Source organism: Bradyrhizobium sp. USDA 4541 (assembly GCF_024171085.1).
In the GTDB taxonomy this organism is placed as follows: domain Bacteria; phylum Pseudomonadota; class Alphaproteobacteria; order Rhizobiales; family Xanthobacteraceae; genus Bradyrhizobium; species Bradyrhizobium australafricanum.
In genome coordinates this window covers 8,009,389-8,024,515 of the sequence record NZ_JALJZF010000001.1, presented here as the reverse complement: position 1 = coordinate 8,024,515, position 15,127 = coordinate 8,009,389, and the positions used below count along the sequence as shown (strand labels likewise).

At 64.3% G+C, this 15,127-nt stretch carries 12 protein-coding genes; 4 read left to right on the top strand and 8 right to left on the bottom strand.

Features of this window, described 5'->3' with window-relative positions:
• Positions 1–138: 138 nt before the first annotated feature.
• Positions 139–1,461, bottom strand: coding sequence for a sugar ABC transporter substrate-binding protein (locus tag J2R80_RS38430; protein WP_253640421.1), 1,323 nt, complete (start codon positions 1,459–1,461; stop codon positions 139–141).
• A gap of 115 nt (positions 1,462–1,576) precedes the next feature.
• Positions 1,577–2,431: a VOC family protein gene (locus J2R80_RS38425; RefSeq protein ID WP_168857955.1), complete on the bottom strand. Its 855-nt coding sequence runs from the start codon at positions 2,429–2,431 to the stop codon at positions 1,577–1,579.
• A 77-nt stretch (positions 2,432–2,508) separates the two neighbouring features.
• Here J2R80_RS38425 and J2R80_RS38420 point away from each other — a divergent pair, with 77 nt between their 5' ends.
• From J2R80_RS38420 to J2R80_RS38410, 3 genes are all read left to right on the top strand, one after another.
• Positions 2,509–3,876, top strand: a complete 1,368-nt coding sequence (locus J2R80_RS38420; protein ID WP_253641065.1) for an FAD-binding oxidoreductase — start codon at positions 2,509–2,511, stop codon at positions 3,874–3,876.
• Between the two features lie 213 nt (positions 3,877–4,089).
• Positions 4,090–5,277: a 6-phosphofructokinase gene (locus J2R80_RS38415; protein ID WP_253587509.1), complete on the top strand. Its 1,188-nt coding sequence runs from the start codon at positions 4,090–4,092 to the stop codon at positions 5,275–5,277.
• Between the two features lie 215 nt (positions 5,278–5,492).
• A complete protein-coding gene (locus J2R80_RS38410; RefSeq protein ID WP_253640420.1) occupies positions 5,493–6,638 on the top strand; it encodes a fructose-1,6-bisphosphatase in 1,146 nt (381 codons plus the stop codon).
• Between the two features lie 16 nt (positions 6,639–6,654).
• On the opposite strand, the gene J2R80_RS38405 is transcribed toward J2R80_RS38410, so the two are convergent.
• The 5 genes from J2R80_RS38405 to J2R80_RS38385 all read right to left on the bottom strand — a co-directional run bounded on the left by J2R80_RS38405 (position 6,655) and on the right by J2R80_RS38385 (position 13,229).
• Positions 6,655–8,280, bottom strand: coding sequence for an ABC transporter ATP-binding protein (locus tag J2R80_RS38405; RefSeq protein WP_253640419.1), 1,626 nt, complete (start codon positions 8,278–8,280; stop codon positions 6,655–6,657).
• A complete protein-coding gene (locus tag J2R80_RS38400; RefSeq protein ID WP_253640418.1) occupies positions 8,277–9,107 on the bottom strand; it encodes an ABC transporter permease in 831 nt (276 codons plus the stop codon). The genes J2R80_RS38405 and J2R80_RS38400 overlap by 4 nt, the downstream gene beginning before the upstream one ends.
• Positions 9,108–9,109: 2 nt before the next feature.
• Entirely contained in the window at positions 9,110–10,087 is a 978-nt protein-coding gene (locus J2R80_RS38395) for an ABC transporter permease (protein WP_253640417.1), read from the bottom strand.
• 101 nt (positions 10,088–10,188) lie between these two features.
• Positions 10,189–11,352, bottom strand: coding sequence for an IS4 family transposase (locus J2R80_RS38390; protein ID WP_253588621.1), 1,164 nt, complete (start codon positions 11,350–11,352; stop codon positions 10,189–10,191).
• 263 nt (positions 11,353–11,615) lie between these two features.
• On the bottom strand, positions 11,616–13,229 hold the full coding sequence (locus J2R80_RS38385) for an ABC transporter substrate-binding protein (RefSeq protein ID WP_253587505.1): 1,614 nt from the start codon (positions 13,227–13,229) through the stop codon (positions 11,616–11,618).
• A 434-nt stretch (positions 13,230–13,663) separates the two neighbouring features.
• Between J2R80_RS38385 and J2R80_RS38380 the strand changes: the two genes are divergently transcribed.
• Entirely contained in the window at positions 13,664–13,963 is a 300-nt protein-coding gene (locus J2R80_RS38380) for an HU family DNA-binding protein (RefSeq protein WP_021077434.1), read from the top strand.
• A gap of 163 nt (positions 13,964–14,126) precedes the next feature.
• Here J2R80_RS38380 and J2R80_RS38375 read toward each other — a convergent pair whose 3' ends face one another.
• The gene (locus tag J2R80_RS38375; protein ID WP_076824458.1) at positions 14,127–14,906 is read right to left on the bottom strand and encodes an SDR family oxidoreductase; all 780 of its coding nucleotides are present in this window, start codon (positions 14,904–14,906) and stop codon (positions 14,127–14,129) included.
• Between the last annotated feature and the right edge of the window lie 221 nt (positions 14,907–15,127).

The following is a 15,127-nucleotide window of genomic DNA, read 5'->3' as shown; positions in this document are numbered from 1 at the left end:
ATTCACGCGCCGGGGCGGCCTCTCCAGAGCCTGCGGCTCTGGACTCTTGCTTTGACGCGTTTTCTTCACGCGAACCGGTACCCACTTCGCTTGAAAACGCTTTGCTGGCCGCCGCCGGCTCAGTCTGTGTCACCACGCTCACGCTTTTTCGCTACGCTCCAGGATGGGGCGGAATTGCTCGTGCGCCTTTTTCAGCTCGGTGGCCGGATCGGCGCCCGACAGCGTCGCGGTCAGCGCGGCGCCGACGATGTCGCGGAATTCGGCGACCGGGATGATGACGGGCAGGCCGAGCTTGGAGATCTTGGCGGAGTCAACCACCGACTGCAGCCATTCCTTGGTCTTCACGCCCTTGGCGACTTCGGCATCGTCGACGATGGAGTTGCGGAACGGCACGCCGCCGCCGGCCTGCAGCAGGCGCGCGCCCTGTCCGCGCGAGACCACCCATTGGCAGAGCAGATAGGCGGCTTCCTTGTTCTTGCTCGCCGCCGCGATGCCGACGCCGTCGCCATAGGTCGAGGAGAACTTGCCCTTGGGACCGGCGGGTACCAGCGTGTAGCCGACCTTGCCGACGACGCGCGAGGCGGCGGGATCTTCCAGCGGCGGCGCCCAGCCGTCGGCGTCGATCCACATCGCGGACCTGCCCTGCGTGAAGGACGCCATCGACTCCATCCAGTTGAAGCCGGCGACGCCGGGAGGCGCGCATTTTGTCAGCAGGCGCTGATAGAGCTTGGTGGCTTCGATCGCCTCGGGGCCGTCGGTCAGGATGTTGCCTTTGGCATCGAGGAATTCGCCGCCATAGTTCAGATAGAAGTTGGTCCACATCGCCATGTTGGCGTTGCGCAGGCCACGGCCGACAAAGCCGTAGATGCCTTCCTTCGGATCGGTCAGCTTCTCGGCCGCGATTGCCATCTCCTCGAGCGTCTTCGGGACCTCGACGCCCTTCTTCTGGAACAGCTCCTTGTTGTAGTAGAGGATGAAATAGTCGACCGACCATGGCAGCGACAGCATCTGGCCCTTGTCGTTGCGGGCATATTGCAGCCCGGCCGCCGAGAAATCGCTCTCGACGAGGTGCGGCGGCGTCATGCTCGGATCCTTCAGAAAGCCCGACATGTCGGCGAGCCAGCCGGCCTTCTCGAACTGCCGCTTCTGCACGTGATAGCTGAGGTGCACGACGTCGAAGCTCGGCTTGCCCGAGGACAGCTCGATCACGCATTTCTGGCGCTGCTGCTGCTCGGGGATCTGCTCCGACTCGACCTTGATGCCGGTGAGCTCGGTAAATTCCTTGATGTATTTTTGCAGATTGTCGCCGCGCGGCCCCTTGGCGAGAATCACCTCGAGCGTGGTGCCGGAATATTTCTTCCAGTTGACGTCGGCGCGGGCCGGAAATCCGGTCAGTCCAACCGCGCCGGCGGCCGCGGTGCCGGCCAGCATCTGCCGGCGCGAGATCAGGTGATGCGACATGTTTCTCTCCCTGGACGGTTCTTGTTTGGGAGAGATACTAGCGCCTCAACTTTCTGTGCCTAGTCCCACATGCGCGGCGCCGTTGCATAACGCTGCGCCGCGCATGGTATGGCAGCTATGCCTTGACGAAAGCGAGCAGGGTGCCGTTGCCGGAAGCCGGCGGCACGGTGATGCTGTTGCCGCTCTTCACGCCGGCTGAGCCCAGCGCTTTCTCGCTCGCGGCAAGGTCGGCCGCGATCACGAGGCCGGCGCCGCCGCGGTCGGACAGGCCATCCAGCGATACGCCGGGATAACGTTTGCCGAGCTGATCCCTGGTCAGGAACACGAAGTCGGCGCGGTTGCCGCCGGACGGCACCGCAACCGCACCGTCGGCGTCGTTCCTGACGGCGACGTCGATCATCCTGGAGAGATGCGCGGCATCGGCTGCGGGATCGGGCGAGACGATCAGCACCTGCTTGAGGCGTTTTGCCCCATTGGCGTGCGTCATCAATTCGGGAATCCACACCGTCTCGCGGGTCTTGTGCTGGCAGGCGAAGATGCGGACGCCGCCGGGCGCCTCCGCGGTCGGCCACTGGAAGGTGCGGAATTTCGCCGCGGAGATCGTGCCGTTCGGCAAGGTCACCGGGCGTTCGAAATCGGTCGGCCCGATCGGCGCATAGCCGCGCGCGCGAATCTCCTCGGCGCCAGCAGCGGAATCCACCGCGGTGAACGCGATGCGTTCGATGCCCTCGCCGCGCTTCTCGAGGAAGGCGCGCGCCGGAGCGTTGTGTTCGGTCGGGGTCAGCACGCCGAGCAATTCCATATAATCGGGGTCGAACATGATGGTGTAATTGCCCGATCCCATATGCGCGCTATGGGTGCCGCGCGGCGACACGGTGAAGCCGAGCCGCTTGTAGTTCTCGGCCGCCTTGTCGAGGTCCTTCACCATGACCACGGCGTGATCGATTCCGATGACGTTCTTGAGTGCCACTTGTTGTCTTCCCGGCTGGAATAGGAGAGTAGAGTAAAGTAACCAGAATGACCGGGCGGCCGCAAGGAAGGATCATGATGAACAGCAATGCCGTGCGCTGGCCCAATTCGCTCTGGGCAGCAGTGACGCCCTCCGGCCCCGATTGTCCCGAACTGACTGGCGCGCAGCAGGCCGACGTCGTCATCATCGGCGGCGGCTTCACGGGTCTATCGACCGCACTGCATCTGCGCGAGGCCAATGTCGACGTCGCGATCGTCGAGGCCGCCGAACCGGGGTGGGGCGCCTCGGGGCGCAACAACGGCCAGGTGATCCCGACGCTGTCGCGCCCCGATCCGGATGACATCATCGCGAGGCACGGCGCGGCCGGCGAGCGCTTCGTCGCGATGCTGCGTGACAGTGCCGCTGATCTGTTCGACGTCGTCAGGCGCTACAACATCGAGGCCGAGCAGGAGCAGGCCGGCTGGGTGCAGCCGGTGCATTCGCCGGGCCGTATCAAGATCGCCGAGCGGCGGGTGCGGCAATGGTCGAAATTTGGCGCGCCGGTCGAATTGCTGTCGCGCGATCACACCCGGGACATGCTCGGCTCGGATGCCTGGTACGGCGGCTTCTGGAACAGGACCGGCGGTCACGTCAATCCGCTGGCGCTGGCGCGCGGCCTTGCGCGGACCGTGCTCGGCCTCGGCTCGCGGATTTATGCCCGCTCGCCTGCGACGAGTTTCGAGCGCCGCGGCGATCGCTGGGTGGTGAAGACGGAAAAGGGTGAAATCTCCGGCCGCGCGCTGGTGGTCGCGACCAATGCCTATAGCGGCGAGTTCGCGAAATCGCTGGTGCCTGAGATTGCAACCGAGGTGATGCCGGTGCTGTCCTGGCAGATGGCGACGCAGCCGCTGTCGGACAATGTGCGCAAGACCATCATCCCCGGCCGGCAGGCGATGTCGGACACCCATGGCGAGCTGTATTTCGCGCGCTACGATGCCCGCAATCGCCTCGTCACCGGCGGTGCCGTGCTCGGTCCGGGCGACAAGACCGGGCGGCTGAAGGCGCGGGTGACCGAGCGGTTGCAGCGCCTGTGGCCGCAGATTGGCGAGGTCTCCTTCGACTATGTCTGGAACGGCTATGTCGGGATGACGGCGGATTTCCTGCCGCGCATGCACCGGTTGGGACCGAACGCCTATGGCTGGACCGGCTGCAACGGCCGTGCCGTCGCGCTGACGATCCCGCTCGGCCGCGAATTGGCGCGCGCGGTCCAAGGCGTGCCGGAAAGCGAGCTGGCGCTGCCGTTCTCCGAGCCGGTGCAGTACATGGCGCACGGCGTGCTCCGCAAGCTCGCGCCCTGGATGCTGCTGCTCTACCGGCGCCGCGATGCACAGGAGTTGGTCAAGGGCGATCGTTTCGAGTTGCTGCGATGGGCGGAGTATTTCCTCGCCTCGCGCCGTTCGCGGTAGGCGCGGAGCAACGTCGCGCCATGCACGCGAGAGGCATGGAGGGGCAAGCCGCCCGAGTTGGGGACTGGTCAGAGGACGTCGCTGGAAGATTGGGGCCCAAGCAGATTCGGGTGGGTGCCGCGATCACGAGGATTCCGCCGTTGGCGGATAGCGTTGTGGAAACCCCGACGCGACGCAGGCGTTATTGCCAGATAGCAACCCTGGGAGGTGGGCATGGCGAGGAAGCGCATTGGTATTCTCACGGGAGGCGGTGACGTCCCCGGCCTTAACGCGGTGATCAAGAGCGTGACCTATCGCGGCAGCGAGGACGACATCGAGGTTGTCGGTCTCCGCCGAGGCTGGGAGGCCCTCACGCACCTGAACCTCAACGACCCGTCGAGCAAGTCCCATTACATCATCCCGCTGAACCGCGAAAATACGCGCGTCATCGACCGGCGCGGCGGCACCGTGCTGCACTCGAGCCGCACCAATCCCTCCAAAATGAAGAAGTTGCCCGATCATCTCGCGGGCCGCGACTTTCCGGCTTCCCAGAGCACCAAGGGTGGCATCGCAACCACGACGTGGGACCTCACCAACGAGGTGCTCGCGAACCTCGCGGGGCTCGGTATCGAGCATCTGATCGCCATCGGCGGCGACGATACGCTCAGCTACGCGGACAAGCTCAACAGGCGAGGCGTCAAGATCATTGCGATCCCGAAGACGATGGACAACGACGTTCGCAACACCGAATACTGCATCGGCTTCTCGACCGCGATCACCCGTGCCAGCGATGCCATCCAGCGCCAGCGCACCACCGTCGGCTCGCACGAGCGAATCGGCATTTTCCGCGTCTTTGGTCGCGATGCCGGCTTTACGGCACTCTATACCGCATACGCAACCTCGATCCGATGCGCCATACCGGAGTACAAGGTCAATCTCGACAAGCTGATCCAGCTTCTCCTCGATGACAAGCACGGCAACCCAAGCAACTACGCGCTGATCGTGCTCAGCGAGGGCGCCGAGTGGGAGGGCTACAAGGTGCAGGAATTCGGCGAGCCTGACGCCTACGGTCACCGCAGGAAGGCGAGCGTGGCCGAAGCATTCGCCGACGAGATCAAGCGGCGCACCGGCGAGGAGACCATCGTCTCTGACCTCACCTACGACCTGCGGTCAGGCGATCCGGACTTCATCGACAAGCTTGTGGCGCTGACGTTCGGCAACATGGCTTACGATGCGATCCTGGAAGGCAAAACCGGCCTCATGTCGGCCCTGGTCGAGGGCCGCTACGACCTCGTGCCGATCCCCGACGCCAAGCTCGGGCCACGCAAATTGGACGTCGCAAGCGCGTACAACACCGAGCGCTACCGTCCTCTCTATTCCAACAAGCGGGGCCTGCCGATCTTTCTCAACCGCGCTTCATAGGGCGGGTGGTAACCCCATCGGGCAGGGCGAGCTATTCCAGATGCGTCGATAGCCCGTATCGACACGCGGTGACGGAGGGGCCATAGTTCCGCAAGCAATATGCGCAGGGAACCTGTCGCACCACACGACGTTCTTTTTTGCAAATGAGCGCGCCGTCGCCCCCGGCGCAGCGAGCGCCGAGGCGAAGGCGCTGCGCTGCGGTCGGAGGGATGCTCATGAAACTCACCATTTCGGTCATCAAGGCTGACATTGGCTCCGTCGGGGGCCACACGAAACCATCTGCGCGCATGATGGCGACTGTCGAAGGGGAGGTCGCGAAGGCGATCGAAAACGGTCTCCTGATCGACGGTTTCGTGCGCCATACCGGCGACGATATTGCGATCATCATGACGCACACGCGGGGCGAAGGGAGCTCCGAAGTCCACCAATTCGCCTGGAAGACGTTTCTCGCGGCCACTGCGGTCGCGAAGACCTCCGGGCTCTACGGCGCCGGCCAGGATCTTCTCGTCGACGCCCCGTCCGGAAACGTTCGCGGCGCGGGCCCGGCTGTCGCCGAGCTCAGCTTCGACCACAGCCTCTCGGGCGCGAGACCCGCGGAGTCCTTCATGGTGTTCGCCGCAGACAAGTGCGGCCCCGGCGCCTACAACCTGCCGCTCTATCTGGCTTTTGCCGATCCCATGTATTGCGCCGGGCTGATGCTGCCCCCGATGATCAAGGGCTTCCGTTTCCATATCATCGATATGGACAACACGGCCGGCGACAGCGTGATCGAACTCGATGCGCCCGCGGACGGCTATCACATTGCGGCGCTGCTTCGCGACAACGAGCGCTTCGGCATTGATCGCATCGTCTCGAAAACCTATGGCGAGGTCGCCGTCGCCGTGTCGGCGCAGCGCCTTCACTCCATCGCAGGCAAGTACACCGGCAAGGATGATCCGGTCGCGGTCGTCAGGAACCAGGGCATTTTCGCGGCGCCCGAAGAAATCATCTCGCCGTTCACCAAGGCGCACTTCGTGGGCGGCGATGCGCGCGGCTCGCATGTGATGCCGCTCATGCCGGTGCCGCTCAACACCCCGGTGACGGGGATGTATTGCCTGCCGATCGTGTCCTGCGTCGGCTTCTCGATCGACCGGGACGGGAAGTTCTCGGAGTCCTATACCGACTTCTTTGACAACCTTGCCTGGGACGAGGTTCGCCAGCTCGCGCAGCGCAAGGCGATCGAGATGCGCAGCCAGGGCTGGTCCGGCGCTGCGATGCTGCCCTATTCAGAGCTGGAATATGGCGGCTTCCGCGACACGGTATCCGGATTGCTGAAGCGCTTCCGGCTGCGCGAGGAGCCCAAGCCACAAGCGGCGGAGTAGGGCCGCGCGTGCCCGGCTACACGGTTGCGGTGCCGTGCTCGCGCGCAAACGCGCCGCCGGGGATCGCTGACAGCAGCGCCTGCGCATAGGGATGCCGCGGCTTGCCGAACACCTCGGCGGTCAGCCCTTGCTCGACCACGGCGCCGTCCTTCATGACGGCGACGAGATCGCAGATCTGGGCGGCGACGCGCAGATCGTGGGTGATGAAGATGATGGAGAGGCCAAGCTGCTGGCGCAGCCCGGCGAGCAGCTTCAAGACCTGCGCCTGCACCGAGACGTCGAGCGCCGAGACCGGCTCGTCGGCAACCAGCACATCCGGCTTCAACGCGAGTGCCCGGGCGAGCCCGATGCGCTGGCGCTGGCCGCCGGAGAATTCGTGCGGGTAGCGGTCACCCGCGGACGGATCGAGGCCGACCAGCTCGAACAGCTTTCGCGCTTCCGCGATCGCGGTGGCGCGGTCGGTGCCGTGCACGATCGGTCCCTGCGCCACCAACTCGGCCGCCTTGCGGCGCGGATTGAGCGAGGCGAACGGATCCTGGAACACCATCTGGATGTGGCGGGTCTCGCGCCTGATATCGTCGCGGCCGAGCTTTGCCCAGTCCTTGCCGTCGAGCACGATCGACCCGATGTCCGGATCGATCAGCCGCACGATGCAGCGCGCGAGCGTCGATTTGCCCGAACCGGATTCGCCGACGATGCCGAGCGTCGCGCCGCGCGGCAGGTGCAGCGACACGTTCTTGACGGCCTCCGTGATCCGCGCGCCGCGGCCGAGGAAGCCGCCGGTGCGGTAGGTCTTGGAGACGCCGTCGATGGTCAGGATGTCCTTGCCGGAAAGGATGCGCGGCGGCGGCGCCTTCAGCGGCGGAACGGCTGCGATCAGCTGCTTCGTGTAGGCATGCTGCGGATCGTTCAGCACCTTGTCGGCCGTGCCGTGCTCGACGATCGCGCCATGCTGCATCACCACGACGCGGTCGGCGATCTCGGCGACCACGCCGAAATCATGGGTGATGAACAGCACCGCGGTCTTCTTGCGCTGCTGCAAATCGCGGATCAGCTTCAGGATCTGTGCTTGTGTCGTCACGTCGAGCGCGGTGGTCGGCTCGTCCGCGATCAGGAGCTTGGGGTCGAGCGCGAGTGCCATCGCGATCATCGCGCGCTGGCGCTGGCCGCCGGACAGCTCGTGCGGGTAAGCTTTTGCGGCAGCCTTGGGGTCGGGGATGCGGACGTCCTCGAGCAGCGCCAGCACACGAGCATTGATCTCGGCCTTCGAGAGAGCGGTGTGGATCGCAAACATCTCGCCGATCTGGTCGCCGATCGTGCGCAGCGGATTGAGCGCGGTCATCGGCTCCTGGAAGATCATCGCGATGCCGGCGCCGCGCACACCGCGCATCTCGGCGCTGTCGGCGGCGCAGAGGTCGCGGCCGTCGAACATCATCCGGCCCCGTTCGATCGTCACCTCGTTCGGCAGCAGCCGCATGATGGCGTTCGCCATCATCGATTTGCCGGAGCCGGACTCGCCGACCACGCAGAGGATCTCGTTCGACGCAATTGAAAGCGAAACGTCGGACAGCGCATGCGGCCGGTCGGCGCCCTTGGGCAGGCGCACCGTCAGGGCGTTGAGCGAAAGGACCGTGTCGCTCATCGGCTCTTCAGCCTCGGATTGAGCGCATCGTTGAGGCCCTGGCCGACCAGCGACACCGCGAGCACGGTGACGAGGATCGCAATGCCGGGGATCGCCGAGACGTACCATTGCACCCGGAGCACGTCGCGGCCGAGCCCGATCAGATTGCCCCAGGAGGCGACGTTGGGATCGGACAGACGCAGGAAGGCGAGCGCGCTTTCCAGCAGGATCGCGACCGCCATCACCACGCTGGCATAGACGATGACGGGCGGCAGCGCGTTGGGCAGGATTTCGCCGAGGATGAGCTGGACGTCCTTCATGCCGAGCGTCTTGCCGGCCTGCACGAATTCGCGGTTGCGCAGCGACAGGAACTCGGCGCGAGTCAGCCGCGCCGGCGCCGGCCATGACACCACGCCGACCGCAATGGTCACCGTGGTCAGGGTCGAGCCGAACACCGCGACCAGGACCAGCAGCAGCACGAAGTTCGGCAGCGTCTGGAACGCCTCGGTGATCCGCATCAGCACATTGTCGACCCAGCCGCCGTAATAGCCGGCGAAGGCGCCGACCAGGATGCCGATCAGGATCGCGATCAAGGTGGCGACGCCGCCGATCAGCAGCGAGATCCGCGCGCCGTAGAAGATCTGGGCGGCGATGTCGCGGCCGGAATTGTCGGTGCCGAGCAGGAAGCGCGGGTTGGAGAACGGCCAGATCAGCGGCCGGCCCGCCAAAGCGAGCGGATCGCGCGGATAGAGGAGACCCGCGCTGATTGCCATCGCGATGACAAGCAGCAGCAGGATCAGGCCGATCACCGCGGCCGGGCTGCGGAAGTAGCGCTTCACGGCATCCATCGTCAGCCCTCCGCCGCGATGCGCGGATCGAGCCGCGCGTAGAGCAGATCGACGACGAAGTTCACGGATATGACGAGCAGCGCGGACACGAAGACGATGCCGAGCAGGGTGTTGAGGTCGCGCTGCACCACCGACTCATAAGCGAGACGGCCGAGGCCGGGCAGCGAGAACACGCTCTCCACCACGACCGAGCCGCCGAGCATGGTGCCGGCCTGCAATCCGATCAGCGTCACCATCGGCAGCAGCGCGTTGCGCAGCACATGGCGGGTGATGACATGGGTCTCGTCCATCCCCTTGGCGCGGGCGGTGCGGACGAAATCGAGGTTCAGGACCTCAAGCATCGAGGCGCGCATGATGCGCAAATAGATCGCGAGGAAGATCAGCCCGAGCGTCAGCGTCGGCAGCACCAGATGCGCCGCGATATCCAGCATGCGCCAGATTCCGGTCTGGACGTTGCCGATATCCTCGAAGCCGCCCGGCGGCAGCCACTGCAGATAGACCGAGAACACCACGATCGCCATCAGCCCGAACCAGAACGACGGCGTGGCGTAGAAGATCAGGCCGAGGGTGGAGATCATCGTGTCCGGCCAGCGGTTGACGCCGCGCGCGGCGATCACGCCGAACACGAGGCCAAAGAAGAACGCGAATGACAGCGACGCCGTCATCAATAGGATGGTCGGCGGCAGCCGTTCCAGGATCACGGTCGCCACCGGCTTGCCGTAGATCGAGGAGAAGCCGAGGTCGAGCCGGACCAGGTGCCACAGATAGTTCCCGAGCTGCGCCGGAACCGAGAGGTTCAGCCCGTAGAATTTGCGCAGCGCCTCGGCGGTCGCGGCGTCGCCGCCGCCCATCTGCGCCATCAGCGCATCGACGGTGTCGCCCGGCGCGAGCTGCAGCAGCAGGAACACGCCGATCAGGATCAGGAACAGGGTCGGGATCGAGGCGGCGAGCCGCCGCCCCGCAAGGCTCAGGATACGCATATTTTATCTATAGCGTTTTCGAACGATGTGGACACCGGTTCGGGGTGGGCACCGGCCCCTTCTTACCTCGCCCCGCTTGCGGCAGGGGTGTCCGGGGAAATTCAGGCATAGCGGAGCTCCATCTGGTCAGGTGAGATGGTTGATTTCCGACGGCCGGGGTTGATGGGCGGAGGTTTGTCGATGGCAGCGAGGGATCGACGCGTGAGCAGGAGCTGGCCGACGAGTTCGGCGAACCTGAGCGGGAGCATTTTGATGCAGTTGGTGTGAGCGGCGATGCGCAGCAGCAGGTAGGCAATCATCGCAGCGAGCACCTGAAGGCGGATCGCGTTGTCGTTGGCGCCGAGGAACTTGCGAATATCGAGATGCTGCTTGATCCAGCGGAACAGCAGCTCGATTTGCCATCGGCTCTTGTAGAGGGCGGCGATCTCGACGGCGCTACGGGCAAGGTCGTTGGTCAGGAGTGTGATCTTGCCGCCTTTCTCGCGTCTGATCTTGATGCGGCGGAGCGGGATTGGAAGGCGCGAATCGCCCTTGCTGGTGAGCTTCACCTCGTCATCGGCAAGGATTTCGAAGCCATCCCCGTTACGCTTGCGGATGGCGCGATGCCTGAGCGAGCGAAGACGGATGCTCGTCTTCGCCCGGGTAACGAACAAAGCCTTGCTATCATTGATCTTCTGCCACCAGTCGAAACGGCAATAGCCCTTGTCAAACACATAGGTGGTGGCGGGCTGGATTGGGGTCTGTCGGCCGATCTCGATGTCATTGACGTTCGCGGCCGTCATCTCGACGCAGGTCGGGACATCGCTCCTTGGGTCGTAGACGACATGCAGCTTCATGCCGCGGATGCGGCCGTTCCACGTCGCCCAACTGCAGACCTTGCCGAGCGGGATCGGACTGGCGTCGATCAGACGCACCATCTCCATGCCTTCACTCCGCAGCTGGCGACGCGCCATCGCCGACAGCGCCGCAAAGGTTTGCGCGAAAATGCCGATCGGACGGCGGGCATTGGCATCGGACAACGTCGAGCGCGACAGCTTGCCGGTTCCCAAGTGATAGTGATGCTGCGAATTGGCGTTGAAGCCAGTCACCACCCCGCGCAGACTGCTGTTGCCGCTAAGCTGGGCATAGATCAGCGCCACCAGATGATCCCAGCTCCTGAACGACTTGTCGTAGGCATCCCCGTCCAGACGATCCACAACCGTCTGAAACTGCCGTCGATTGATCGGTTCAAGCAGCCTTCCAAAAATGCTACCGCGATATCGCATGCTCGGCCCTCTGTGTCTCGACAACCAGAAAAGACCGATTTGCCTCGGTCCTGCCGAGCATGCACCGCGACACAGTGAATCATTCCCCGGACACCCCTGCGCTTGCGGGGAGAGGTCGGATCGCATCGCCAGATGCGATCCGGGTGAGGGGGTACAGGTCTATCGATGGAGCAATATCGTGGAGCGAGCCCCTCACCCCGACCCTCTCCCCGCAAGAGCGGGGCGAGAGAGAAGAGGGCGCCACGCCTAGCGCAGATGTGGCATCATGCGCTCAGCCAAAGATCGTGCCAGCTCGTCGAGCCCCAGCGCGGCGTGTTGGAGTGGTTGCGCGCCTTGGCCGTGATCACGGTGACGAAGATCTGCTCGATCGGCATCCAGACCGGCAGCTCGGTGTTCACCTCCTTGACGAAATCGGCATAGAGCGCCTTGCGCTTGGCCGGATCGACTTCGGTGGCGGCATCGTCGATGGTCTTGTCGACGGTCTTGTCCTCCCAGCCCCATTGGTTGGTCCACGGCGCGCCCTTGGGCTGGCCGGAGCGGTACCATACCGTGGTCGAGACCGCGGGGTCGTTGCGATACTGGTGCCAGCCGGTCGCGAGATCGAAGGCGTGCTCGTCATAGACCTGCTTGAGGAAGCCGCCGCCGTCGTTGCGTACGATGTCGACCTGGATGCCGACTTCTCCCAGCGACTGCTGGATGAAGGTCGACCACAGCGAGATGTCCTCGCCCCACGGTGCCGGCAGGAGTCTCAGCGAGAAGCGGTTGCCGCTGGAGGCTTTGAAGCCGGCCTCGTCGAGTAGCGCGATCGCCTTGGCCTTGTCATAGGGGTATTGCGGCGTGTTCGGCCCGGGATAGAAGTCGGTCGAGGTCGACGGGATCGGGCCGGTGCCGAGCTTGGCGAAATCGCCCAGGAAATTGTCAATGAAGAACGGCACGTTGATCGCGTGCGCGATGGCGCGGCGGACCCGGATGTCCGCCAGTTCCTTGCGGCGGAAGTTGAACTCGATGGTGTTGGTGCGGGCGTTGCCCTCATTGCCCTTGGTCTGGACGATGAAGCGCTTGTCCTTGCCGAGCCGCGCCATGTCCGAGATCGTCAGGCCCGAGAACGGGCTGTAGTGCAGCTCGCCGGCCTCCATCTGGGCGGCCGCGGCGGCGCGATCGGTGATCACCTTCCAGACGATGCGGTCGAGATAGGGCGCGTTCGGCCGCCAATAGTCAGGGTTGCGGTCGGCGATGATGTATTGCCCGCGCTCGTATTTGACGAATTTGAATGGGCCGGTGCCGACCGGCGCCAGATTGGTCGGGTTCTGCCTGATGTCGCCGCTCTCGTAGAGATGCTTGGCGGAGACGTAGCCGAGGTCGGGCAGGGCCCGGAGCAACAGGTTGAGCGGCATCGGCCGCTCGTAGCGGAAGATCGCGGTCTGCGGATCGGGCGTATCGACCGATGTGAGGAACAGCTGCAGCGTCGATCCATAGTTGAGGATCTTCTTCCACATGTTCATCGCGGTGAAAGCGACGTCATCAGAGGTGAACGGCTTGCCGTCGTGCCAGGTTATGCCCTTGCGCAGCTTGAAGGTGACGGTCTTGCCGTCCGGCGTTGCCTCCCAGCTCTCGGCGAGCACGCCGACCGGCTGGCCGTTGGCGTCGAGGTCGACCAGATTCTCCTGGATCTTGCCGCCGATGATGTAGACGCCGGTCGAGGCCTGGATGCTCGGGTTGAGCTGGCGCTGCTCGGCGCCGTAATGGACGTTGAACACGCCGCCCTTGCGCGGGGCCTCCTGCGCGAAGGCCCGCATCGGATTGATGACATTGGCCGCAATCGCGGCCGAGGTCAGAAGGGCCGTGCGGCGGTTGATCTCGAGGCGGCTCAAATCCATACGCGGGTCTCCGGTACTTACATAAAGGCTTGCATCGGGCGACCAGCCGGATCGGTCGTGGCGCCCCTTTGCGATGTTACGATGGAATGGGAACCCGAGTCATTTTCTAATGCCTCGGCCTTTTGGAGGATCGTTTCCGAAACCTGAAGTGGCGCATTGCGACGCTTCGCAACCCGGATCGGGCGCCGCATTGTCGCAGTTTGGGCCGCGCGAGTTGCGTCTGGTGATTCTCTCGAAGGGACGTTTCGGGAGCGCCGAAGCCGCGCAAACCCTGTAATTTTAGGGGTCGGAAGCGCCTTGACTTGAAAAAACACTGGAAAAAACCCTGATTCGGCGGCTGTCCACAGCGATATTGTGGTGGGGAGTGCAGAAAACACTGTTTTTCTCGGCGTTTTCCGCCATATCGTGCCCACTCCAGAATCAATGGAGCAACCATGGCTACCCAACTGTCGAAGTCGCAAGTGATCGAGAAGATCGCGACCACCACCGAACTCTCCAAGCGCGACGTCAAGAACGTTTTGGACTCGCTTGTCGATGTCGGCCACAAGGAGCTGAAGAAGGCCGGGGTGTTCCTCGTCCCCGGCTTCGCGAAGTTCGTTGTGGTCAAGAAGCCTGCGACCAAGGCGCGCAAGGGCACCAACCCCTTCACCGGCGAAGAGATGATGTTCAAGGCCAAGCCGGCCCGGAAGATCGTCCGCGCACGGCCGGTCAAGGCCGCCAAGGACGCGGTTTAAGATGAAAGGCCTCCGGTGACGGAGGCCTTTTGCTTTTGAGCCGTCGCTTCCTGCCGTTGGTTGCCAGCCCGCGTTTTCCAGCGAGTGGACACCGGTTCGCGTGAAGAAAACGCGCCAAAGCAGAATCTGGAGCTCCGGACCGGGTTGAACCGGGACCGGGGCTCTAGACTACCGGCGACCGGCCACCATCGACATTGATGGCGGTGCCGGTGATGTAGGAGCCTTGCTCCGAGGCCAGGAAGCAGGCGAGGTTGGCGAACTCCTCCGCCGTGCCGATGCGGCCGAGCGGGGTGCCCTTGGCAAGGCCCTTGGCGAATTCCCCGAAATCCGTGTTCGGCGCCTGGGCAGCATGCCGCTTGACCCATTGATCGCTCATGATCAGGCCGACCAGCAGCGCGTTCACCAGGATGTTGTGCTCGCCGCCTTCATTGGCCATGACCTTGGTCAGCGCCATGCCGGCCGCACGCGACACCGAGGTCGGCGCGGAATTGCCGGCCGGCGCTTTCGCAAAGGTGTTGAGCACATTGATGATGCGGCCCCATTTGCGCTGCTTCATGCCCGGCCACACCAGCCGGCTGAAGCGGATCGCGGCGAACAGCTTCAGGTCGAGGTCCTCCTGCCAGGCCTCGTCGCTGATGCTCTCGAACGCCAGCGTGCGTGCCGTGCCGGCGTTGTTGACGAGCACGTCGACCTTGCCGAGATCGGCAACGATCTGGTCGTGAGCCTTGGTGATATCGGAAGCCTTCGCGACGTCGCAGACATAATCGCGTACCACAAGGCCGTCCCTGGCAAGCGCTTCGCGCGCCGCAGCGAGATCGGCCGCGCCGCGGGCGAGGATCGCGACCCTGGCGCCGGATTCGGCAAACCGCCGCGCCACCGCGATCCCGATGCCCTTGCTGCCGCCGGTAACCACGGCAACGCGGTCCTTCATTGATAGGTTCATTGTTGTTCTCCCTGGGGCTGGCCCGGAGAGGACGCTATCAAACCGACAGCGCGACCAACAAGGTCATGCAGAGCAGGTGTGCTGTGACAATCAGTGCGAGATGGAGCGGACCGGACATCGGAGGTCTCCATGGTGGTGCGCGGCTTGATGCTCCGTGAGGTGAGCACTGCCGCTTAGGCTCCCTCCCCCTGAAAGGGGGAGGGCGGGGTGGGGGTTGCCCT